The organism is Streptomyces sp. NPDC048018 (genome assembly GCF_043202995.1).
Lineage (GTDB): Bacteria > Actinomycetota > Actinomycetes > Streptomycetales > Streptomycetaceae > Streptomyces.
Genome location: NZ_JBIDBK010000006.1, coordinates 492,386 through 512,286 on the forward strand (window position 1 = coordinate 492,386; position 19,901 = coordinate 512,286).

At 71.8% G+C, this 19,901-nt stretch carries 18 protein-coding genes and 1 riboswitch; of the genes, 12 read left to right on the top strand and 6 right to left on the bottom strand.

All coding sequences use genetic code 11. The annotated features are described in order from the left end of the window. The first annotated feature begins 26 nt into the window (after positions 1 to 26). From frr to ACGF1Z_RS25435, 6 genes are all read left to right on the top strand, one after another. Positions 27 to 584, top strand: coding sequence for a ribosome recycling factor (gene frr, locus ACGF1Z_RS25410; RefSeq protein WP_148006369.1), 558 nt, complete (start codon positions 27 to 29; stop codon positions 582 to 584). After that, positions 584 to 1,693, top strand: coding sequence for a phosphatidate cytidylyltransferase (locus ACGF1Z_RS25415; protein ID WP_393007670.1), 1,110 nt, complete (start codon positions 584 to 586; stop codon positions 1,691 to 1,693). Before frr ends, ACGF1Z_RS25415 begins: the two co-directional genes overlap by 1 nt. 346 nt (positions 1,694 to 2,039) lie before the next feature. Next, positions 2,040 to 3,146, top strand: coding sequence for a 23S rRNA (adenine(2503)-C(2))-methyltransferase RlmN (gene rlmN, locus ACGF1Z_RS25420; protein ID WP_393007672.1), 1,107 nt, complete (start codon positions 2,040 to 2,042; stop codon positions 3,144 to 3,146). A gap of 29 nt (positions 3,147 to 3,175) precedes the next feature. Beyond that, positions 3,176 to 3,286, top strand: a riboswitch (TPP riboswitch). A 78-nt stretch (positions 3,287 to 3,364) separates the two neighbouring features. Continuing rightward, positions 3,365 to 4,456: a thiamine ABC transporter substrate binding subunit gene (locus ACGF1Z_RS25425; protein ID WP_393007674.1), complete on the top strand. Its 1,092-nt coding sequence runs from the start codon at positions 3,365 to 3,367 to the stop codon at positions 4,454 to 4,456. A gap of 47 nt (positions 4,457 to 4,503) precedes the next feature. After that, positions 4,504 to 6,117, top strand: a complete 1,614-nt coding sequence (locus ACGF1Z_RS25430; protein WP_393007871.1) for an ABC transporter permease — start codon at positions 4,504 to 4,506, stop codon at positions 6,115 to 6,117. Continuing rightward, positions 6,117 to 7,139, top strand: coding sequence for an ABC transporter ATP-binding protein (locus ACGF1Z_RS25435; protein WP_393007676.1), 1,023 nt, complete (start codon positions 6,117 to 6,119; stop codon positions 7,137 to 7,139). Before ACGF1Z_RS25430 ends, ACGF1Z_RS25435 begins: the two co-directional genes overlap by 1 nt. Positions 7,140 to 7,260: 121 nt before the next feature. Here the strand turns inward: ACGF1Z_RS25435 and ACGF1Z_RS25440 are convergent, their stop codons facing one another. From ACGF1Z_RS25440 to ACGF1Z_RS25460, 5 genes are all read right to left on the bottom strand, one after another. Continuing rightward, positions 7,261 to 8,367: an LOG family protein gene (locus ACGF1Z_RS25440; RefSeq protein WP_393007678.1), complete on the bottom strand. Its 1,107-nt coding sequence runs from the start codon at positions 8,365 to 8,367 to the stop codon at positions 7,261 to 7,263. 37 nt (positions 8,368 to 8,404) lie between these two features. After that, positions 8,405 to 9,487 carry a hypothetical protein gene (locus ACGF1Z_RS25445; protein WP_393007680.1) on the bottom strand — a complete coding sequence of 361 codons (1,083 nt, stop codon included), beginning with the start codon at positions 9,485 to 9,487 and terminating at the stop codon, positions 8,405 to 8,407. Next, complete coding sequence (locus ACGF1Z_RS25450) at positions 9,469 to 10,197, bottom strand: ABC transporter ATP-binding protein (protein WP_393007682.1); 729 nt, start codon at positions 10,195 to 10,197, stop codon at positions 9,469 to 9,471. Before ACGF1Z_RS25450 ends, ACGF1Z_RS25445 begins: the two co-directional genes overlap by 19 nt. 216 nt (positions 10,198 to 10,413) lie before the next feature. Beyond that, positions 10,414 to 11,802 carry an aspartate aminotransferase family protein gene (locus ACGF1Z_RS25455; RefSeq protein WP_393007684.1) on the bottom strand — a complete coding sequence of 463 codons (1,389 nt, stop codon included), beginning with the start codon at positions 11,800 to 11,802 and terminating at the stop codon, positions 10,414 to 10,416. Further along, entirely contained in the window at positions 11,787 to 12,278 is a 492-nt protein-coding gene (locus ACGF1Z_RS25460) for an Lrp/AsnC family transcriptional regulator (protein WP_376636538.1), read from the bottom strand. The genes ACGF1Z_RS25455 and ACGF1Z_RS25460 overlap by 16 nt, the downstream gene beginning before the upstream one ends. A 206-nt stretch (positions 12,279 to 12,484) precedes the next feature. On the opposite strand from ACGF1Z_RS25460, the gene ACGF1Z_RS25465 reads away from it, so the two are divergent. The 6 genes from ACGF1Z_RS25465 (at position 12,485) to ACGF1Z_RS25490 (ending at position 18,740) form a co-directional block, all read left to right on the top strand. Then, on the top strand, positions 12,485 to 13,921 hold the full coding sequence (locus ACGF1Z_RS25465) for a gamma-aminobutyraldehyde dehydrogenase (RefSeq protein WP_393007686.1): 1,437 nt from the start codon (positions 12,485 to 12,487) through the stop codon (positions 13,919 to 13,921). Between the two features lie 138 nt (positions 13,922 to 14,059). Next, entirely contained in the window at positions 14,060 to 15,223 is a 1,164-nt protein-coding gene (locus tag ACGF1Z_RS25470; RefSeq protein ID WP_393007688.1) for a PotD/PotF family extracellular solute-binding protein, read from the top strand. A gap of 355 nt (positions 15,224 to 15,578) precedes the next feature. Further along, positions 15,579 to 17,042 carry an APC family permease gene (locus ACGF1Z_RS25475; protein WP_393007690.1) on the top strand — a complete coding sequence of 488 codons (1,464 nt, stop codon included), beginning with the start codon at positions 15,579 to 15,581 and terminating at the stop codon, positions 17,040 to 17,042. Then, on the top strand, positions 17,039 to 17,479 hold the full coding sequence (locus ACGF1Z_RS25480) for a hypothetical protein (RefSeq protein ID WP_393007692.1): 441 nt from the start codon (positions 17,039 to 17,041) through the stop codon (positions 17,477 to 17,479). Before ACGF1Z_RS25475 ends, ACGF1Z_RS25480 begins: the two co-directional genes overlap by 4 nt. Before the next feature lie 148 nt (positions 17,480 to 17,627). Then, positions 17,628 to 18,155: an HXXEE domain-containing protein gene (locus tag ACGF1Z_RS25485; RefSeq protein WP_393007694.1), complete on the top strand. Its 528-nt coding sequence runs from the start codon at positions 17,628 to 17,630 to the stop codon at positions 18,153 to 18,155. 30 nt (positions 18,156 to 18,185) lie between these two features. Continuing rightward, entirely contained in the window at positions 18,186 to 18,740 is a 555-nt protein-coding gene (locus ACGF1Z_RS25490; protein ID WP_393007696.1) for a hypothetical protein, read from the top strand. On the opposite strand, the gene ACGF1Z_RS25495 is transcribed toward ACGF1Z_RS25490, so the two are convergent. Further along, the gene (locus ACGF1Z_RS25495) at positions 18,706 to 19,881 is read right to left on the bottom strand and encodes a serine hydrolase domain-containing protein (RefSeq protein ID WP_393007698.1); all 1,176 of its coding nucleotides are present in this window, start codon (positions 19,879 to 19,881) and stop codon (positions 18,706 to 18,708) included. The two genes, ACGF1Z_RS25490 and ACGF1Z_RS25495, sit on opposite strands and share 35 nt — an antisense overlap. Positions 19,882 to 19,901 lie beyond the last annotated feature (20 nt).

Below are 19,901 nucleotides of genomic sequence, written 5' to 3' on the forward strand. Positions count from 1 at the left end.
AACGCGACGACACGCAGGAGCAAGTGGTGATCGAAGAGACCCTCCTCGAGGCCGAGGAAAAGATGGAGAAGGCCGTCGTGGTCGCCAAGGAGGACTTCGCCGCGATCCGCACGGGCCGTGCGCACCCGGCGATGTTCAACAAGATCGTGGCGGACTACTACGGTGCCATCACCCCCATCAACCAGCTGGCGTCGTTCTCGGTGCCGGAGCCGCGCATGGCTGTGGTGACCCCGTTCGACAAGAGCGCGCTGCGCAACATCGAGCAGGCCATCCGCGACTCGGACCTCGGCGTCAACCCGAGCAACGACGGCAACATCATCCGTGTGGTGTTCCCCGAGCTGACCGAGGAGCGCCGCCGCGAGTACATCAAGGTGGCCAAGGGCAAGGCCGAGGACTCCAAGATCTCGATCCGCTCCGTGCGCCGCAAGGCCAAGGAGACCATCGACAAGCTCGTGAAGGACGGCGAGGTCGGCGAGGACGAGGGCCGCCGCGCCGAGAAGGAGCTCGACGACACCACCGCGAAGTACGTGACGCAGGTGGACGAGCTGCTCAAGCACAAGGAAGCCGAGCTGCTCGAGGTCTGATGAACGACTCTTCCTGGGGGGCCCCGGCCGGAACCGGCTTCGGGGGACCCGACCAGGGGCCTGCCCCGGCGGGTCCCGCCTACGAAGGGCGGCAGGCGGCGCAGACTCGCCCCATGCCCATCGTGTCCGACGTTCCCGCCGGCGACAACCAGGACGATCACGACCGGGGGGCCGCTCAGCCGAGCGGTCCCCTGTTCCGTGACGAGACGCCGCACGAGCACCCGCAGGAGCCCATGTCCAGCCCGTCCCAGCCCGCCTCTGCGCCTTCGCCCCGGCAGAAGCCGCGGCAGAAGAAGAGCGCGGGCCGTGACCTGGGCGCGGCCATAGGGGTCGGCCTGGGGCTCGGCGCGGTCATCATCGCGTCGTTGTTCATCTGGAAGCCGGCGTTCGTCGGGGTGATCGCCGTCGCCGTGGTGGTCGGCCTGTGGGAGCTCACCTCCCGGCTGCAGGAGCGCAAGGCCGTCAAGGCGCCGCTGATCCCGCTCGCGGTCGGCGGTGCGGCGATGGTGGTCGCCGGATACGTGCGGGGCGCCGAGGGCGCGTGGGTGGCGATGGCGCTCACCGCGCTCGCGGTGCTCGTGTGGCGGATGACGGAGCCGCCCGAGGGCTATCTGAAGGACGTCACGGCGGGCGTCTTCGCGGCGTTCTACGTGCCGTTCCTGGCGACCTTCGTGGCGATGCTGCTGACGGCCGACGACGGTCCGGAGCGGGTGCTCACGTTCCTGGTGCTGACGGTGGTCAGCGACACGGGGGCGTACGCGGTCGGCTGGCGCTTCGGCAAGCACAAGCTGGCCCCGCGGATCAGCCCGGGCAAGACCCGTGAGGGCCTGCTGGGCGCGGTCGCGTTCGCGATGGGCGCCGGCGCGCTGTGCATGCAGTTCCTGATCGACGACGGCATCTGGTGGCAGGGGCTCCTGCTGGGCCTGGCGGTCGCGGCCAGCGCGACCCTGGGCGACCTGGGCGAGTCGATGATCAAGCGTGATCTCGGCATCAAGGACATGGGCACCCTCCTGCCGGGCCACGGCGGCATCATGGACCGTCTGGACTCCCTGCTGCCGACGGCGCCGGTGGTGTGGCTGCTGCTGGTGCTGTTCGTGGGCAGCGCCTGATCCGCTGCCGTACCGAGCGAAGGGCTCGTCGTCCCCCGGGCGGCGGGCCCTTCGCCGTGTCGGAGCCCCGGACGGGGTGCGGGGTGCACCGCCCCCTGCCCCTTCCGCCCCCTGCCCCTTCCGCCCGGAGCTCCTTCCGGCCGGAGCGCCGCACGCTGGGTGACGGCGACGTCTCCGCCCAGGTCAGCGGAACGCATCGCCTCACGCTCCGCGACGGCGGGAGCGCTCGGAGGCCGTACCGGGGCCGTCCCCGGGCCTTCCCGGGCCGAGGGAGACGGCCCGGGCGGTCCCCGGGGGCGGTCGCGGGCCCCGGTCACGGGTTTCCGTCTGCGACACTGGTAGCACCATGCCCAAGCCCGGAGAACTCACTTTCGTCGCCCCGCGGGGAGCCAAGCAGCCCCCGCGGCACCTCGCCGACCTCTCGCCCGCCGAGCGCAAGGAGGCGGTCGCCGCGATCGGCGAGAAGCCGTTTCGCGCCAAGCAGCTGTCCACGCACTACTTCGCGCGGTACGCGCACGACCCGGCCGAGTGGACCGACATCCCGGCCGCCTCGCGCGAGAAGCTCGCGGGGGAGCTGCTGCCCGATCTGATGTCGGTGGTGCGGCACGTCTCCTGTGACGCCGACACCACCCGCAAGACGCTGTGGAAGCTGCACGACGGCACGCTCGTGGAGTCGGTGCTCATGCGCTACCCGGACCGGGTGACCATGTGCATCTCCTCGCAGGCGGGCTGCGGCATGAACTGTCCGTTCTGTGCCACCGGCCAGGCGGGGCTCGACCGGAACCTGTCGACCGCCGAGATCGTGCACCAGATCGTCGACGGCATGCGTGCGCTGCGTGACGGCGAGGTGCCCGGGGGCCCGGCGCGGCTCTCCAACATCGTCTTCATGGGCATGGGCGAGCCGCTCGCCAACTACAAGCGGGTCGTCGGCGCCATCCGGCGGCTGACGGACCCCGAGCCGGACGGGCTCGGTCTGTCGCAGCGCGGGATCACCGTGTCCACGGTCGGTCTGGTGCCGGCGATGCTGCGGTTCGCCGACGAGGGCTTCAAGTGCCGTCTCGCCGTCTCGCTGCACGCCCCCGACGACGAGCTGCGCGACACCCTGGTGCCCGTGAACACCCGCTGGAAGGTCCGCGAGGTCCTCGACGCGGCCTGGGAGTACGCGGAGAAGTCCGGTCGCCGGATCTCCATCGAGTACGCCCTGATCCGGGACATCAACGACCAGGCCTGGCGCGGTGACCTGCTGGGCCGGCTGCTCAAGGGCAAGCGGGTGCACGTCAACCTGATCCCGCTGAACCCGACGCCCGGCTCGAAGTGGACCGCCTCGCGGCCCGAGGACGAGAAGGCGTTCGTGGAGGCCATCGCCGCCCACGGCGTGCCCGTCACCGTCCGCGACACCCGCGGCCAGGAGATCGACGGTGCCTGTGGACAGCTGGCGGCCTCCGAACGCTGACCTTGTACTCTGAGCTCGAACACATCTGCATATTCCGACAGGGGAGCGCCACAGCGCTGAGAGTGCGGTGTCCGTCAGGCCGCAGACCCTCTGAACCTCGCCCAGGTCATTCTGGGTAGGAAGTTCGGTCGTAACTCGAGCTGTTGCGCCCTGCCCGCGTCCGCCCGGACGCGGGCAGGGCCGCGTCTCTTCCTGGACACACCCAGGAGGAACCACACGTGAACACCAAGAAGGCCGCCGCCGCCGCGCTCGTCGCGGCGCTCGGCGTGACGACCCTCGCCGCCTGCGGCGGCGGGGACGGCGACAAGGGCAAGGCCGGCGGCACGCCCGCGCCGAAGACCGTCACCCTGGTCAGCCACGACTCCTTCAACGCCTCCAAGGAGGTGCTGGCGGAGTTCACCCGGCAGACCGGTCTCACGGTCAAGGTCCTCAAGAGCGGCGACGCCGGCGAGGCCGTCAACAAGGAGATCCTCACCAAGGGCGCCCCGCAGGGCGACGTCTTCTTCGGCGTGGACAACACGCTGCTCTCCCGCGCCCTCGACAACGGCATCTTCACGCCGTACGAGGCCGAGGGCCTGTCCCGGGTCCCGGCCGCGCTGCAGCTGGACAAGGAGCACCGGGTCACCCCGGTCGACACCGGTGACATCTGCGTCAACTACGACAAGCAGTACTTCGCGGACAAGAAGCTGGCGCCGCCGCAGACCTTCGACGACCTGGCCAGGCCGGAGTACAGGAACCTCCTGGTCGTCGAGAACCCCGAGCGTTCCTCCCCGGGCCTCGGTTTCCTGCTCGGTACGGCCGCGCAGTACGGCGACGCCGGCTGGCCGGACTACTGGAAGAAGCTCAAGGCCAACGGTGTGAAGACCGTCGACAGCTGGGAGCTGGCCTACAACCAGGAGTTCTCCGGCTCCGCCGGCGGCAGGAAGGCCAAGGGCGACCGCCCGCTCGTCGTCTCGTACGCCTCCTCCCCGCCGGTCGAGGTGCTCTACGCCCAGCCCCAGCCGAAGGTGGCCCCGACCGGTGTCTCCACCGGCACCTGCTTCCGGCAGACCGAGTTCGCCGGGCTCCTGAACGGGGCGAAGAACCCCGAGGGCGGCAAGGCCCTGATCGACTTCCTGATCTCCAAGAAGTTCCAGGACGACATGCCGCTGCAGATGTTCGTCAACCCGGTCACCAACGACGCCACCCTGCCCGAGCTGTTCACCAAGCACGGTGTGGTGATCGACAAGCCGCAGACCATGGCGCCCGACAGGATCGCCCGGAACCGCGACCAGTGGATCGAGCAGTGGACCTCGCTCGTCCTGAAGTAGCCCCCGTCCGGGCGGACCGCGCGGGGAGCGCGGCGCGGCTGGCCCTCATGGTGCTGCCCGTCGCGTTCTTCGCGGTCTTCTTCGCCTGGCCCGTCGTCTCGATCGTCGAGCGCGGGCTCGGGCCGGACGGCCACTGGGAGCCGGGGCGGTTCGGCGAGACGCTGGCCCGGCCGGAGATCCTCGACGTGCTGTGGTTCACGCTGTGGCAGGCGCTCGCCTCCACGGCGCTCACCCTGCTCGTCGCGCTGCCCGGCGCGTACGTCTTCGCGCGGTTCGACTTCCCCGGGAAGCGGCTCCTGCGGGCGGTGGTCACCGTGCCGTTCGTGCTGCCCACGGTCATGGTCGGCACGGCCTTCCTCGCGCTCGTGGGGCGGCGCGGGCTGCTGGACACCTGGTGGGGCGTGCGGCTCGACACCTCGGTGGGGGCGATCCTCATCGCCCACGTCTTCTTCAACTACGCCGTCGTCGTGCGCACGGTCGGCGGCCTGTGGTCGCAGCTCGACCCCCGCCAGGAGGAGGCCGCGCGGGTGCTCGGCGCCTCCCGGTGGCGGGCCTGGCGCACGGTGACGCTGCCCGCGCTCGGTCCGGCGGTCGCGGCCGCCGCGCTCATGGTGTTCCTCTTCACCGCGAGCTCGTTCGGCATCGTGCAGATCCTCGGCGGTCCCGCGTACTCCACGCTGGAGACGGAGATCTACCGGCAGACCGCGGACCGGCTGCAGCTGTCGACGGCCGCCGTCCTCACGATGGTGCAGTTCGTCGCGGTCGGCGTGGTCCTGGCCGTGCACGCCCGGACCGTGCGACGCCGGGAGACCGCCCTGAAGCTGGTCCCGGCCGAGCGCACCGCCCGCCCGCCGCGCGGCGCCGGGCAGCGGGCGCTGCTGGGGGCCGTGCTGCTGTCGGTCGCGCTGCTGATCCTCGCCCCGCTGGGCGTGCTGGTCGAGCGGTCCCTCGCCACCCCCACCGGCTACGGGCTCGACTACTACCGGGCGCTGCAGCGGGTCGACGACAACGGCACCTTCCTGGTGCCGATGACCGACACGATCGTCAACTCGCTCCAGTACGCGCTCGCCGCGACGGGCATCGCCGTCGTCGTCGGGGGCCTGGCCGCGGCCGCGCTCACCCGGCGGGCGGGGCGGCTGGTCCGCGGCTTCGACGCGCTGCTGATGCTGCCGCTCGGGGTCTCCGCCGTCACCGTCGGCTTCGGTTTCCTCATCACCCTCGACGAGCCGCCGTTCGATCTGCGGGCCAGCTGGATCCTCGTCCCCCTCGCGCAGGCCCTCGTCGGCGTCCCCTTCGTGGTCCGGACCATGCTGCCGGTGCTGCGTGCCGTGGACGAGCGGCTCCGGGAGGCCGCCGCGGTCCTGGGGGCCTCGCCCTGGCGGGCCTGGCGCGAGGTCGACCTGCCGCTCGTGCGGCGCGCGCTGCTCATCGCCGCCGGTTTCGCCTTCGCGGTGTCCCTCGGCGAGTTCGGCGCGACGGTGTTCATCGCCCGCCCGGACAATCCGACCCTGCCGGTCGCCGTGGCCCGGCTCCTCAACCGGCCGGGCGAGCTCAACTACGGCCAGGCCATGGCCCTTTCGACGATTCTCATGGTGGTGTGCGCGGTGTCCCTGCTGCTGCTCGAACGCCTGCGCACCGACCGCACCTCGGGGGAGTTCTGATGCTGACGCTGGACCGGGCGACCGTACGCTTCGGGGAGCGCGCCGTCCTCGACGCGGTGGACCTCGACGTCGCCGACCACGAGATCGTGAGCGTGCTCGGGCCCAGTGGCAGCGGCAAGTCCACCCTGCTGCGGGCGGTCGCCGGGCTCCAGCCGCTGTCCGCCGGCCGGGTGCTGCTCGGCGGCGCCGACCAGGCCGGGGTGCCGGTGCACCGGCGCGGGGTGGGCCTGATGTTCCAGGACCACCAGCTCTTCCCGCAGCGCGACGTCGCCGGCAACGTCGCCTTCGGTCTGCGCATGCGCGGCGTGCCCAGGGCGGAACAGGCCGCGCGGGTCGCGGAGTTGCTGGAGCTGGTGGGCCTGCCCGGGGCCGGCCGCCGGGCCGTCTCCGCCCTCTCGGGGGGTGAGCAGCAGCGGGTCGCGCTCGCCCGGGCGCTCGCGCCGCGGCCCCGGCTGCTCATGCTCGACGAGCCCCTCGGGCAGCTCGACCGCAGTCTGCGGGAACGGCTCGTCGTCGAACTGCGGCAGCTTTTCGGGCAGTTGGGCACGACGGTGCTGGCGGTCACCCACGACCAGGGCGAGGCCTTCGCCCTCGCCGACCGGGTCGTGGTGATGAACGACGGCCGGATCGCCCAGACCGGTACGCCGCTCGACGTCTGGCGGCGCCCCGCCTCCGAGTTCGTCGCGCGCTTCCTCGGCTTCGACAACGTCGTCCCCGCCACGGTCACCGCCGCCGTGGCCGACACCCCGTGGGGCAAGATCGCCGTCCCCGACGGCTCGCCCCAGGGCGACCGCCGCCTCCTCGTGCGCCCCGCCGGGGTCCGCCTGGTCACTCGCGGCGAGGGCCTGACCTGCCGTGTCGAGACCCGCACCTTCCGCGGCGATCGCGTGGCCGCCACCCTGCGTCCCGTCGAAGGCCCGCTGCTGGAGGCCGAGTTCACGCTGAGGGACGCGCCGGAGCAGGGTGTGGAGGTCGACGTGGACTTCCGCGCGGAGGACGTCGTGGTCCTCGACGGGGCGTGAGCGCCGGCCGCTCACGGGCGCAGGACGCCGGCCGGGTGTCCGCGTACGTCGCCCGCCGCGTGGCCGTCGGCGCGTGCTCGCCGCCCCCGCCGCCTGCCTGTCCGCGCCCCGGGCCGCGCCGTTACGCCCCCAGCCTGGCCAGGGCCTCCGGTGCCTCGTCGATCGAGTCGACCAGGGTGATGCGGGCCGCCATCGGGCGGTCGGCGGCCAGCGCGCGGAGGAGGGGCCAGGCGGGAAGCTCCTCGGTCCAGTGGGCGCGGTTCACCAGCACCATCGGCGTGGGCGCGCCGCGCGAGGCGTAGTAGTTCGGGGTCGCGTTGTCGAAGATCTCCTGGACGGTGCCGGCCGCGCCGGGGAGGAAGACCACGCCCGCGGTGGACCGGGCCAGCAGGCCGTCCTCGCGGAGGGCGTTGGCGAAGTACTTGGCGATCCGGGTCGCGAAGGCGTTCGGGGGCTCGTGGCCGTAGAACCAGGTCGGGATGCCGACCGACTCGCCGCCCCGCGGCCAGCGGGACCGCACCTCGAAGGCGGCGCGGGCCCAGTCCGTCACCGAGGGGGTGAACGAGGGGGCCTTCGCGAGGAGTTCCACGGCATCGTCGAGGACCGCGTCCGGCAGCGGGGCCGTGTAGGCGCCGAGATTGGCGGCCTCCATGGCGCCGGGGCCGCCGCCCGTCGCGACGGTGAAGCCCGAGCGGGCCAGGGTCCGGCCGAGCCGCGCGGCCCCCGCGTACGCGTCGGTGCCGCGGTCCATCCGGTGCCCGCCCATGACGCCGACCACCCGCGTACCGGCCAGGTGTTCGTCCAGCGCGTCCGAGAGGGCGTCGTCGTGGAGCGAGCGGAGCATGGAGGAGAAGATGTCGCCGTCGGACCTGGTCTCCTGGAACCAGGCGTAGGAGCGGGCGTCGGGGGTCCGTTCGTACGGGCCGTCCGCGATGCCGTCGTACAGTTCGCCGGGGGAGTAGAGCCGCGCCCGGTACGGGTCGAACGGCAGGTCCGGCACGGGCGGGAAGACCAGCGCCCCGTCCGCCCGGACCTTGGAGGCGGCCTCCGGCTGCAGGGCGCAGCCCAGGAAGACGGCGTCGCCGGTGGGGACGGACAGGAGCGCGAAGGTGCGGTCGGTCAGGTCGACGGACTGCACCCGGCAGCCGGCCAGCGAGGCGCGCGAGCCGAGCGCCCCGTCGAACTCGTCGAGCGAGTGGATCTCCCGGTAGTGCCGCTGCGTCGCCATGCGCCCACGATAGGCGCGCCCGTCCCCGGCCCGTCGGTCACCCCCGCAGCGGGATCGCGGCCAGGGTGCCCACCGCCCACGTGAGGGGGACGAAGACGGCGAGGAGCACGGCCGCGCGGAGCAGGGCCGTGGTGCGCAGGACCGTGGGCGGGGCGCCGAGGCGCAGCAGCGCCTCGGTGGTGTGGGTGCGGGCCTGCTTCGACTCCAGGGCCGCGGTGAGGAGGGTGGCCGTGGTGCAGCCGACGACGAGGCTCACGCCGAGCCAGGTCAGCGGGCCGAGGACCTGGTGGCCGTAGAAGGAGAGGGCGGCCACCGCGCCGGAGCCGACCGCGCAGACCACTCCGAGGGGGCGGCCGATGCGGCGGGCCTCGTCCATCAGGACCCGGCCCGCGAGGAGGCGGACGGCGCCGGGCCGGATCATCTGGAGCAGCCGGCCGCACCCGTGGGTGAGGCCCGGGCCCATCATCGCGAGGCCGACGGCGGTCAGGATCCAGCCGGCGAGGACGCCGCCGCCGTCGCCGCGGGCCGCGTAGGTCTCCACGGCCAGGCCGAGGGCGAGCAGCGCCACGCCCCAGGGCAGCCCGGTGGGCATGCCCGGCGTCTCCGACGGTGCCGTGCGCGGACGCAGGGCCAGGCCCGCTGCCGTGGCGCCGGCCACCGGGACGACGGCGAGGAGGGTGAGGGCCGCCGCGAGGGGGACGGGCCGGTCGGCGGCGAGCAGGTCGGCCGCCGCGCCGTCGAAGGGGAGGCCGGTGATGTCGCCGCGCAGGTGCAGGTAGAAGAGCAGGGCGACGGCGGAGCCGAGGGTGCAGGCGATGCCGGTGGAGGCCGCGGCGATGGCGGTGAGCCGGGCCGGGCCGAGGCCGATCGCGGAGAGCCCGGGGCGCGGCCGGGTGCTGGGGTCCGTCCGGGCCACGGCCACCGCGAACTGCACCGTCGCGGCGAGCGGCAGCACGCACCACAGCAGGCGCAGCACGCCGGCGGGGTCCGCGGGGTGCCCGACGGCGAAGCCGAGGGCGCACAGCAGCAGGAAGCCCACTCCGGCGGCCGCCGCCGCCACGAGGAGGCGGCGGAGCTGGACCACGGGGTGGGTCCCGCGGACTAGACGGAGAGCGAGCACGCGGCGACGCCCTCCGCCCCGGTGGCCGGTGGTACGGAGCCGACGCGGCGTCCGTCGAGGAGCGAGACGGTGCCGTCGGCCAGGGCGGCGACCTCGGCGTCGTGGGTCGCCAGCAGCACGGTGATGCGGTGGGAGCGGGCCGCGGCGGTGAGGGTGCGCAGCACCTGCGCGCCGTCGGCGCGGTGCAGGGTGGCGGTCGGCTCGTCGGCGAAGAGCACCGAGGGCGTGGTCACGAGGGCGCGCGCGATGGCGATGCGCTGGCGTTGCGACCGGGTGAGGGCGTGCGGGCGCTTGCGGGCGCAGGCGCCGATGTCGAGGCGCTCCAGCCACTCGCCGGCGGTGGTCCTGGCCGCGCGGTGGGACACCCCGCGCAGCAGGAGCGGCAGGGCGGTGTTCTCCCAGCCGGTGAGCTCGGGGACGAGCTCCGGCTCGGGGTCGATCCAGCCGAAGCGGTCGCGGCGGAGCCGTTCGCGCTGGGTCACGTTCATGGTGTGGATGGGGGCGCTGTTGAACCAGACCTCGCCCTCGTCGGCGACCAGCTGGCCGGAGAGGCAGCGCATGAGGGTGGTCTTGCCGCTGCCGCGGGGGCCGACGAGGGCGAGGATCTCGCCCTCGCGTACGCCGACGGACACGCCGGTCAGTACGTCCGAGCCGCCCAGGGCGCAGCGCAGGGAACGCGCCCAGAGCACGTCGTTGTCCGGTGGGGCCATCGCGTACACCTCGATGTCGAAGCCAGTCCGTGGTCGTTCCCCCGGACGGGGGAACGAATCGGCGGGCCGGTCGGTCACTGGGGGTCTTCCCGGCACCGTAAGGATTCCGATCGGTTTGTACGGACAGCACGCGGCCCGGGCCGCCGCCATCCACTCGGATGGCGGCATGCCCGGGCCGGGGTCACGCCGTGAGGGCGGCGTGGCGTGCGAGACCGCCTACAGCTTCGTCCAGGCCTCGGTGAGGGTGGCCCGGAGGATGCTCTCGATCTCGTCGAACGTGGACTGGTCCGAGATCAGCGGCGGAGCCAGCTGGATGACCGGGTCGCCACGGTCGTCGGCACGGCAGTACAGGCCGTTCTCGAAGAGCGCCTTCGAGAGGAAGCCGTACAGGACGCGCTCGGTCTCCTCGTCGTTGAAGGACTCCTTGGTGGCCTTGTCCTTGACGAGCTCGATGCCGTAGAAGAAGCCGTTGCCGCGGACGTCGCCGACGATCGGCAGGTCGTGCAGCTTCTGCAGCGTCGAGAGGAAGTTGCCCTCGTTGTCCAGCACGTGCTGGTTGAGCTTCTCCTTGTCGAAGATGTCGAGGTTGGCGAGGCCCACGGCCGCGGAGACCGGGTGGCCGCCGAAGGTGTAGCCGTGCAGGAAGGTGTTGTCGCCCTTGTAGAACGGCTCGGCGATGCGGTCGGAGACGATGCAGGCGCCGATCGGGGAGTAGCCCGAGGTCATGCCCTTCGCGCAGGTGATCATGTCCGGCACGTAGCCGAACTTGTCGCAGGCGAAGGTGGTGCCGAGGCGGCCGAAGGCGCAGATGACCTCGTCGGAGACGAGCAGCACGTCGTACTTGTCGCAGATCTCGCGGACCCGCTGGAAGTACCCGGGCGGCGGCGGGAAGCAGCCGCCGGCGTTCTGCACCGGCTCCAGGAAGACGGCCGCGACGGTGTCGGGGCCCTCGAAGAGGATCTCCTGCTCGATCTGGTCGGCGGCCCAGCGGCCGAAGGCCTCCGGGTCGTCGCCGAAGAGCGGCGCGCGGTAGATGTTGGTGTTCGGCACCTTGTGCGCGCCGGGGACGAGCGGCTCGAAGGGGGCCTTCAGGCCGGGCAGGCCGGTGATGGAGAGGGCGCCCTGCGGGGTGCCGTGGTAGGCGACCGCACGCGAGATGACCTTGTACTTGGTGGGCTTGCCGATGAGCTTGAAGTACTGCTTGGCGAGCTTCCAGGCGGTCTCGACCGCCTCGCCGCCACCCGTGGTGAAGAAGACCTTGTTCAGGTCGCCGGGGGCCTCGTGGGCGAGGCGCTCGGCGAGCTCGACGGCCTTCGGGTGGGCGTACGACCACACCGGGAAGAAGGCGAGCTCCTTGGCCTGCCTGGCGGCCGTCTCGGCGAGCTCGGTGCGGCCGTGTCCGGCCTGCACGACGAACAGGCCGGCGAGGCCGTCGAGGTACTTCCTGCCCTTGTCGTCGTAGATGTACGTGCCCTCACCGCGGACGATGGTGGGCACGGGGTTGTTCTCGTACGACGACATGCGGGTGAAGTGCATCCACAGGTGGTCGTAGGCGGACTTTGACAGGTCGCTGCGGGAGTTGCTCACGGCTATCGGGTTCCCCACATATAGGTCTGCTTCTTGAGCTTCAGGTAGACGAAGCTCTCGGTGGAGCGCACCCCGGGGAGGGTGCGGATGCGTTTGTTGATCACATCCAGGAGGTGGTCGTCGTCCTCGCAGACGACTTCCACCATGAGGTCGAACGAGCCCGCGGTCATCACCACGTACTCGCATTCGGCCATGGCCGTCAGAGCGTCCGCAACCGGATCAAGGTCACCCTCGACGTTGATGCCGACCATCGCCTGCCGCCGGAATCCCACGGTGAGCGGGTCGGTGACGGCGACGATCTGCATGACGCCCTGGTCGAGCAGCTTCTGGACGCGCTGCCTCACGGCGGCCTCGGAGAGGCCGACGGCCTTGCCGATCGCCGCGTAGGGACGGCGACCGTCCTCCTGGAGCTGTTCGATGATCGCCAGGGAGACGGCATCGATCGTCGGGGACGAACCGGATGCGGTTCTGGACTCTGTGCTTCGACTGGCCACGAGCTCACTCTGCACCGAACCTCGTCGTTCTTGCAAGCCCGGAGCGATGAAATTCGTTGTTCGGGCAGCAAGATCTCACCGAATCCGAAGTTGCGGGGGGTCGGGCCTGTTGAAAGCGTCAGTGGACCGATTAGGCTGAGGTGTCTCGCCCATCGGGACACCGCACGATGGAGTGCGGAGACAGAACGTGACAGGAGGGGTGGCAAGTGACCACCGAGCTGCGCCGGCTGCGCAACTACATCAACGGGGAGTTCCGGGACGCGGCCGACGGCCGCACGATCGACGTGATCAACCCGGCCACCGGTGAGGTGTACGCCACCTCCCCGCTGTCCGGCCAGAGCGACGTCGACGCCGCCATGGAGGCCGCCGCGGCCGCCTTCCCCGCCTGGCGTGACACCACGCCGTCGGAGCGCCAGAAGGTGCTCCTGAAGATCGCGGACGCTTTCGAGGAGCGCGCCGAGGACCTGATCGCCGCCGAGGTCGAGAACACCGGCAAGCCCGTCGGGATCACCGCGAGCGAAGAGATCCCGCCGATGGTGGACCAGATCCGCTTCTTCGCGGGTGCCGCCCGGATGCTGGAGGGCAAGTCCGCCGGCGAGTACATGGAGGGCCTGACCTCGATCGTCCGCCGCGAGCCGGTGGGCGTCTGCGCCCAGGTCGCGCCGTGGAACTACCCGATGATGATGGCCGTGTGGAAGTTCGCCCCGGCCCTCGCCGCGGGCAACACGGTCGTCCTCAAGCCCTCGGACACCACCCCGGCGTCCACCGTGCTGATGGCCGAGATCATCGGCGCGATCGTCCCCAAGGGCGTCTTCAACGTCATCTGCGGCGACCGTGACACCGGCCGCGCCATGGTCGAGCACCCGACCCCGGCGATGGCCTCCATCACCGGCTCGGTCCGCGCCGGCATGCAGGTCGCCGAGTCGGCCTCCAAGGACGTCAAGCGCGTCCACCTGGAGCTGGGCGGCAAGGCCCCCGTCGTGGTCTTCGAGGACACCGACATCGCCAAGGCCGTCGAGGACATCGCCGTCGCCGGCTACTTCAACGCCGGCCAGGACTGCACCGCCGCGACCCGCGTGCTCGTCCACGAGTCGATCCACGACGAGTTCGTGGCCGCGCTCGCCAAGGCCGCGGCCGACACGAAGACCGGTCAGCCGGACGACGAGGACGTGCTGTACGGCCCGCTGAACAACGCCAACCAGCTCAAGCAGGTCAGCGGCTTCATCGACCGCCTCCCGGCGCACGCCAAGGTCGAGGCCGGCGGCCACCGGGTCGGCGACAAGGGCTACTTCTTCGCCCCGACCGTCGTCTCCGGCCTCAAGCAGGACGACGAGATCGTCCAGAACGAGGTCTTCGGCCCGGTCATCACGGTCCAGTCCTTCACCGACGAGGCCCAGGCCCTGGAGTTCGCCAACGGCGTCGAGTACGCCCTGGCCTCCTCCGTCTGGACCAAGGACCACGCCCGCGCCATGCGGATGTCCAAGTCCCTCGACTTCGGCTGTGTGTGGATCAACACCCACATCCCGCTCGTCGCCGAGATGCCGCACGGCGGCTACAAGAAGTCCGGCTACGGCAAGGACCTCTCCGCGTACGGCTTCGAGGACTACACGCGCATCAAGCACGTGATGACCTCCCTGGGCTGATCCGCCCGGACCCGCGGCCCCGGCACCCGACAGGGTGTCGGGGCCGCGGCGTCCCGGTCGACGGAGCGTCCATTGCCGCACGCCGGACAGCCGGACGATGCTGACGGGGTGACAGCGAACGCACCCGCCAGGAAGACCGTGTCCCGACGTGCCCTGCTGCGGGGGATCGGCGGCACCGGAGCCGCGGCCCTGCTCGCCGGCTGCGGAGTGCCCGCCGCCTACGTCGACCCCGGGGACCGGGCCGGCCGCGACCTGTCGGCGCGGGACCGCGTGCTCGACTTCGCCAACTGGCCGCTCTACATCGACACCGACGACGCCGACCCGTCCCGGCGGCCCACCCTCGACGCCTTCCGGAAGCGCACCGGCATCTCCGTGCGCTACACGGAGGAGATCAACGACAACGACGAGTTCTTCGGCAAGATCAGCCCGGCCCTCATGAACCACCAGGAGACCGGCCGGGACCTCGTCGTCATCAGCGACTGGATGGCCGCCCGCTTCGTCCGCCTCGGCTTCGTGCAGGAGATGGACCGCGCCCGGCAGCCCAACGTCGCCCGGTATCTGGACCCGCTGCTGCGCACGCCCGCCTTCGACCCGGGCCGGCTGCACTCCGTGCCCTGGCAGTCCGGCATCACCGGCATCGCGTACAACCGCAAGCGGCTCGGCCGCGAGATCCGCTCCACCAAGGAGCTGTGGGCCGACGACCTGCGTGGCCGGGTCACCCTGCTGTCCGGACTCGACGAGTCGTTCTCGCTGCTCATGCAGGGAAACGGCGTCGACGTCACCCGCTGGACCGCCGACGACTTCCACGACCTGTGCGAGCAGATCGAGGGGCTCGTCCGGAAGCGGCACATCCGCCGCTTCACCGGCAACGACTACATCAAGGACCTGTCGACCGGCGACGTGCTCGCCTGCCAGGCCTACTCCGGCGACGTCATCCAGCTCCGGGCCGACAACCCGGACATCGAGTTCGTCGTGCCCGAGGAGGGCGCCGAACTGTGGGCCGAGTCCCTGATGATCCCCAACCTGGCGCGGCACAAGACCAGCGCCGAGCAGCTCGTCGACTACTACTACGAGCCCGAGGTCGCCGCCGAGCTCGCCACCTGGGTCAACTACGTCTGTCCCGTGCCCGCCGCCCGCGACGTGCTCGCCGACTCCGGCGACGAGGAACTCGTCGCGCTCGCCGAGGACCCGCTGATCTTCCCCGACGACGCGATGCGCGAGCGGCTCGCGATCGCCCGGGACATCACGGCCGACGAGCGGACCGCGTTCGCGAAGCGCTGGAACTCGATCGTCGGCCTGTGAGGCCGGCACCGCGGCGGCGACGAAAGCGCCCGCCACCTCGCCCGCGAGCCTGGTGACCGGGGACGGCACGGCGACCGCGACGCAGACCAGGGCGCGCAGGCGCCGGCAGCGCCCGCGCGGGACGGCGAAGGCGCGCATCGTGCCCACCGTGCCCACCACCCAGGCCAGGAGGACGGCCCGGCGTGCTCCGGCCGGGTGAGAGGGGCGATGCCGCACTCCGAACAGGGGAGCGGACGCGGCCCGCGGGCGGTCCCGCCGGGGCGGGTGACCCGGTCGGCCCTGTCCGCCGTGCGCGGCTCCGGCAGGGCCCCGAGGCTGACAGAGCCGCTGTCACCCAGTCCTCAGGGAGGGCCTCATGGCATCGATGGACGTCCCGGCGGAGGTCCCGAGGCAACCGGAGCGGGTCGCGACGAGACCGGCGACGCCACTGATGACCTGGGTCACGCTGGCGCTGATGACCACCGCCTCGGTGGCCAGTCTGCGGGCCGCCCCCACCATGGCCGTGTACGGCCTGGCGTGCGTGTTCCTCTACCTCGTGCCGGCCGTGGTGTTCCTGCTGCCGACCGCGCTCGTCTCGGCGGAGCTCGCTTCGGGCTGGCCGGGCGGCGTCTACCGGTGGGTGAGCGAGGGGCTGTCCAAGCCGCTCGGATTCCTCGCGGTGTGGTGCCAGTTCGCGATGACGATCTTCTACTACCCGAGCCTGCTCGGGTTCGTCGCCTCCACCATCGCCTACATCATCGACCCGGCCCTCGCCTCCAGCGGCCCGTACACCGCGATCGTCATCGTGATCCTCTACTGGACCGGCGTGTGGGTCTCCTCGCGCGGCACCAAGGCGCTGGCCGGACTGGCCAGTTGGGGTCTGATCATCGGCACCCTGATCCCCGGCACCCTGCTGGTGGTCCTCGGCATGGTCTTCCTCGGGCAGGGCAATCCCTCGGCCGCCCCGATGACCGCCTCCCACCTGCTGCCGCAGTGGACCGGTCTGGCGAGCCTGGTCCTGATCGTCAACAACTTCCTGTCGTACTCCGGCATGGAGATGAACGCCGTCCACGTCTCCTCCCTGAAGGACCCGGCGAAGGAGTACCCGAAGTCGATGTTCCTGGCCACGGGCCTGGTGCTGCTGATCTTCATCCTCCCGGCGCTCGCGATCAGCTGGGTCGTCCCCGCCGACCAGCTCAGCCTGACCGCCGGAGTGATGCAGGCCTTCGACGCCTTCTTCTCCTACTTCCACATCGGCTGGATGACGCCCGTCGCCGCCGTCATGCTGATCTCCGCGTCGCTCGCGGGCATGCTGACCTGGCTGGCCGGACCGTCCAAGGGCCTGCTGGAGATCTCCCGGCAGGAGGGCTACCTGCCGCCGTTCCTGCAGCAGCTCAACAAGTACGGCATCCAGCAGAACATCCTGGTCTCCCAGGGCGTCGTCACGACCGTCATCGCCCTGGGCTACGCGCTGATCCCGAACGTCTCCAGCGTCTACTGGATCTTCTCGGTCATCACCACGCAGGTGTACCTGATCGTCTACCTGCTGATGTTCGCCGCGGCGATGCGGCTGCGGAAGACCCAGCCCGACCACCCCCGCGGCTACCGGGCCCCGGCCCTCGGCGTCCTGTGCGTCGTCGGCCTGCTCGCCTCCCTCGCCGCGCTCTGCATCGGATTCGTCCCGAGCTCGCAGTTCGGCAGCGGCAGCGTGTGGCTGTACATCGCGATCGTCGGCGGCGGTCTGGTCATCCTCGGCCTCCTGATCCCCTGGGCCTTCCTCAGGTTCCGCAAGCCGAGCTGGCGCACCGCGGCGGCGGAGCAGAACGGAGCCGCGTCATGAGTCCCACCGAATTCGCCGCCCAGCACAAGTGGATCTACCTCGGCGCGATCGTGGTGCTGGTCGGCCTGGCCGTCGCCGGTCTCGTGAAGTACGCGACCGTCACGACCTCCAGCGCGTCCGCGGCGAAGGCGAACCAGCTCGCCGACGCCGCGGTGGCGGCCGGCTACCCCCGCCCCGACACCCAGGTCATCGAACAGGCCCTGGGCACGGACGGCGGCGTCGTCTGCAAGAGCCCCGCCTCCGCCCTGAAGACGGCGCTCTGGAAGATCAACCTGTCCAACGGCGCCGCCTTCGTCGGACAGCGGCCGGTCATCGCCGACACCCGTCTCCTGCGCGCCGGGGCCAAGATCCTGGAGATCTACTGCCCGGACAAGCTCCACGAGATCCAGGACGAGATCGCCGACCTGAAGACCGACGACACGGTGCGGCCCAGGTGAGAGCGCGGGCGGTGGTCGCCGTTCGCCGGACCTGACCGGCGGACGACGGCGGCTGCCCGGCGCGGCGGACGATCGCCCCGCCGGGCAGCCGCCCCTCCGGGTCCACCGGTAGGGGAACCGGCGCGGCGGGCCCGGGAGTTGGACAGGTATGGATCATGAACTCAACCCCCTTGTCACCTATGGCCTGTTCGCCGCCTGGGCGCTCCACGACGCGGAGGAGGTGGCCTTCGGGCCGCGCTGGCTGCGGGAGAACCTGCCGCGGCTGAAGGAGCGCTTCCCGGGGGTGCCGGAGCGGGTGTGGCGGGCGGCCGGATCGGTGGACGACCGCGAGTTCCGGGCGGCCGTCGCGGTGATGGCCGTGGTGGTCGGCTCGGCCGCCGTCGCCGGCGGGCGCTCGGGCGGGCGGTCCGCCTTCTTCCAGGGCGCGTTGAACGGGTTCGGGCTGCACGGCCTCGTCCACCTCGCCCAGGCGGCCGCCGTGCGGGGGGTCACCCCGGGCTCGGTCACCTCGCCGCTCCTCGTCGTCCCCTTCACCCTGTGGGCCCGCGGCCGGCTGAAGCGGGCCGGGGTGCTGCGGCCCGCCCGGGCCGTGGACGTGGTCACCGGACTGGCGGTCGCGGCCGGGGCGACGGCCCTCTCGCACACCGTGGCGCGAAAGATCGCCCCGCTTTTTTGAACACGTTCACAGGTGGCGTACGCTGCCCTCATGAGCGACACGAACGGGCCGAGAGCCCTCCTCAAGCGCATCCGCGTCTGGCTGGTCGTCTTCATCGTCTGCCTGGTGCTCAGCGGGGCCACCGCCTTCCCGCTGGTCACCGAACTCCGCCTGCTCGACACCGCCCTGGACTCCTGGGCGGCGCCCGTCGCCGACGCCCTCCCCGGCCTCGCCGAGTGGATCGCCCGGGTGCGGACGGGCGTCGAAGGGGCCGACGCGCAGGCCCCGTACCTGCTCTACGGCACCGACTGGCTCGCCTTCGCCCACCTCGTGATCGCCGTCGCCTTCTACGGGCCCTACCGCGACCCGGTCCGCAACATCTGGGTGATCGAGTTCGGCATGATCGCCTGCGTCGGCATCGTCCCGCTCGCCCTGATCTGCGGACCGGTCCGGGGCATCCCCTTCTGGTGGTCGGTGATCGACATGTCCTTCGGGGTCCTCGGCATGCTGCCGCTGCTCGTCGTACGCCGGCTGATCAAGCGTCTCGAAGCGCTGGGGACCGCTGCCGCCGTCACGCCGACGGCAGGCCGTACGTCGCCAGCATGATGTTCATGGCGACCTTGTTCATGTCCTTGCCCTTGGCGTCGGTGGCGTTGACGCTGTAGACGAGGGTCCGCTCGCCGTGGCGGGTCGAGGCGATGGCCGTGTTGTAGCCCCAGCGGCCGCCCGTCTTGCCCCACACCTCGCGCCCGCCCAGCTTCTTCATCGACAGGCCCACCGCGTACGCGGCCGGTTCACCGGTCGTGACGTCCGCGACCCTGGGCAGCGTGAACATCTCCTCCAGGAGCGGTCCGCGCACCACCCGGCCGGCGAACAGGGCCCTCGTGAAACGCTCCAGGTCCGCGGTGGTGGAGATCAGGTCGCCGGCGGCCCAGCCGTCCGTCGCGCTCCACACGCTGACGTCGCGCAGTCCGGTCGTCCCGTCCTCCAGGCGCATCCACTGGTAGCCGTGGTTGTGCCGGCCCTCGATCCGGGGGCTCGTGCCGGGCAGATACGTGTCGCGCAGACCCAGCGGCCGCAGCACCCGCGCCGTCACCTGGTGCTCGTACGTGTCGCCCGTGACGCGCTCGACGATCAGGCCGGCGATCGTGTAGCCGATGTTCAGGTAGTGCTGCCTCTCGCCGGGGGCGAACTCGCGCGGCTGCGAGGTCGCCGAGCGCACCAGCTCGCGCGGGTCGTACGTGACGAAGCGGCGCGCGTACCACTCCTCGACCGTCTCGCCCGCCAGGTTCGCCGCCGGGATGCCGTGGGTGTGGTTGAGCAACTGCCGTACCGTCACCCCCTCGTACGCCGCCGGGATCAGTTCCGGAAGATACGCGCGGGCCGAGCGGTCCAGGTCGATCCGGCCCTCCGCGGCGAGCTGCAGGACGACCGCCGCGGTGAACACCTTGGTCACCGAGCCGGCCCGGAAACGGGCGCCCGGGTCCGCCGGACGGCCGGACCTCAGGTCGTGCACACCGGCGCTGCCCCGCCAGGCGCCCTCCGAGCCGCCGACCCGGACCAGGGCCGCCGTCGCGTCCTTCGACGGGAGGCCCGCGACGGCCGCCTCCAGCCCGGCGAACGGGGCGGCGGCCGGTGCCGCGGCCGCCGGAGCGGCGGGCGCGGCGCCCGCCGGCAGGACCGCGGGGCCCGCGGCGATCCCCAGGACCAGGGCGGTGGCGAGCAGGGTGCGGGGGGTGTTCCTCATGGTCAGCTCCGTGGGTGTGA

Coding starts and splice junctions, on each gene's coding strand:
- ACGF1Z_RS25415 (WP_393007670.1), top strand. CDS start 584: ATGAACGACTCTTCCTGGGGGGCCCCGGCCGGAACCGGCTTCGGGGGA.
- rlmN (WP_393007672.1), top strand. CDS start 2,040: ATGCCCAAGCCCGGAGAACTCACTTTCGTCGCCCCGCGGGGAGCCAAG.
- ACGF1Z_RS25430 (WP_393007871.1), top strand. CDS start 4,504: ATGGTGCTGCCCGTCGCGTTCTTCGCGGTCTTCTTCGCCTGGCCCGTC.
- ACGF1Z_RS25435 (WP_393007676.1), top strand. CDS start 6,117: ATGCTGACGCTGGACCGGGCGACCGTACGCTTCGGGGAGCGCGCCGTC.
- ACGF1Z_RS25440 (WP_393007678.1), bottom strand. CDS start 8,367: ATGGCGACGCAGCGGCACTACCGGGAGATCCACTCGCTCGACGAGTTC.
- ACGF1Z_RS25450 (WP_393007682.1), bottom strand. CDS start 10,197: ATGGCCCCACCGGACAACGACGTGCTCTGGGCGCGTTCCCTGCGCTGC.
- ACGF1Z_RS25475 (WP_393007690.1), top strand. CDS start 15,579: ATGGCATCGATGGACGTCCCGGCGGAGGTCCCGAGGCAACCGGAGCGG.
- ACGF1Z_RS25480 (WP_393007692.1), top strand. CDS start 17,039: ATGAGTCCCACCGAATTCGCCGCCCAGCACAAGTGGATCTACCTCGGC.
- ACGF1Z_RS25485 (WP_393007694.1), top strand. CDS start 17,628: ATGGATCATGAACTCAACCCCCTTGTCACCTATGGCCTGTTCGCCGCC.
- ACGF1Z_RS25490 (WP_393007696.1), top strand. CDS start 18,186: ATGAGCGACACGAACGGGCCGAGAGCCCTCCTCAAGCGCATCCGCGTC.
- ACGF1Z_RS25495 (WP_393007698.1), bottom strand. CDS start 19,881: ATGAGGAACACCCCCCGCACCCTGCTCGCCACCGCCCTGGTCCTGGGG.